Genomic DNA, 844 nt, shown 5'->3' on the forward strand with positions numbered 1-844 from the left:
GCCCTTGGAGATAACTCTGGGAACGGTTATAAATATTATTACTGTGGGCTTGGTGGAAGTGCTGCGGATTTCCCTGCAGGAGTTTCAGGCAACATCGCACTTATACAGAGAGGGACTTATAATTTTTCTACAAAGATACATAATGCTGCGGTTGCAGGTGCAATTGGTGCAGTTATCTATAACAATGCTGCAAACGGAGATAATTTAGTCACTATGGCGACTGCAGGCGAAACGCTTCCTTCTGTGTTAATGGGAAGAACAGGCGGACTTGTACTATATGCAAAGTCGCAAAATTTAGGGGATGGCACAGGAAGAGTTGCTTTTAAGCCGGACACTTTTGCCGATGTTCCACAGGCGGGCGACACGATGGTTGATTTCTCATCCTGGGGTCCTGCTCCAGATTTGTCTTTCAAGCCTGAAATCACAGCACCTGGTGGTGGTATATGGTCTACAGTCCCTGTAGCACAGGGAAGCTATGCAAACTACTCTGGTACCTCAATGGCAGCACCTCACGTTGGTGCAGCAGCAGGTCTTTTGAGACAAATTCACCCTAATTGGCAAGTATCCGATATTAAAACTGCTTTGATGAATACCGCAAAGCTCATAGTCGATCCCTCATCGGGTGTTTACTATTCACCGCATTATGTGGGTGCAGGAAGAATTGATGTTAACGCAGCAGCAAAAACTCCTGTCCTTGTAACACATTGGTTTCCTAATGGGGAAATACCAATGCCGGCTGAACTTCCATATGTTGCTCTTGGGGAGCAACCGAACTATAAAAATGAGTTAATTACGTTTACTTTAAGGCTTAGGAATACATCTTCAAATTCAGTGACCTATAATG

General features: G+C 44.7%; 1 protein-coding gene. It reads left to right on the forward strand.

What is annotated here, in order from left to right; translation table 11 throughout:
• On the forward strand, nucleotides 1-844 hold an 844-nt coding region (locus ACP5SP_RS08000), incomplete at both ends, for a S8 family serine peptidase (protein ID WP_428076549.1).

Origin of the sequence: Caldisericum sp. (assembly GCF_049967455.1) — a bacterium.
GTDB lineage: Bacteria > Caldisericota > Caldisericia > Caldisericales > Caldisericaceae > Caldisericum > Caldisericum exile_A.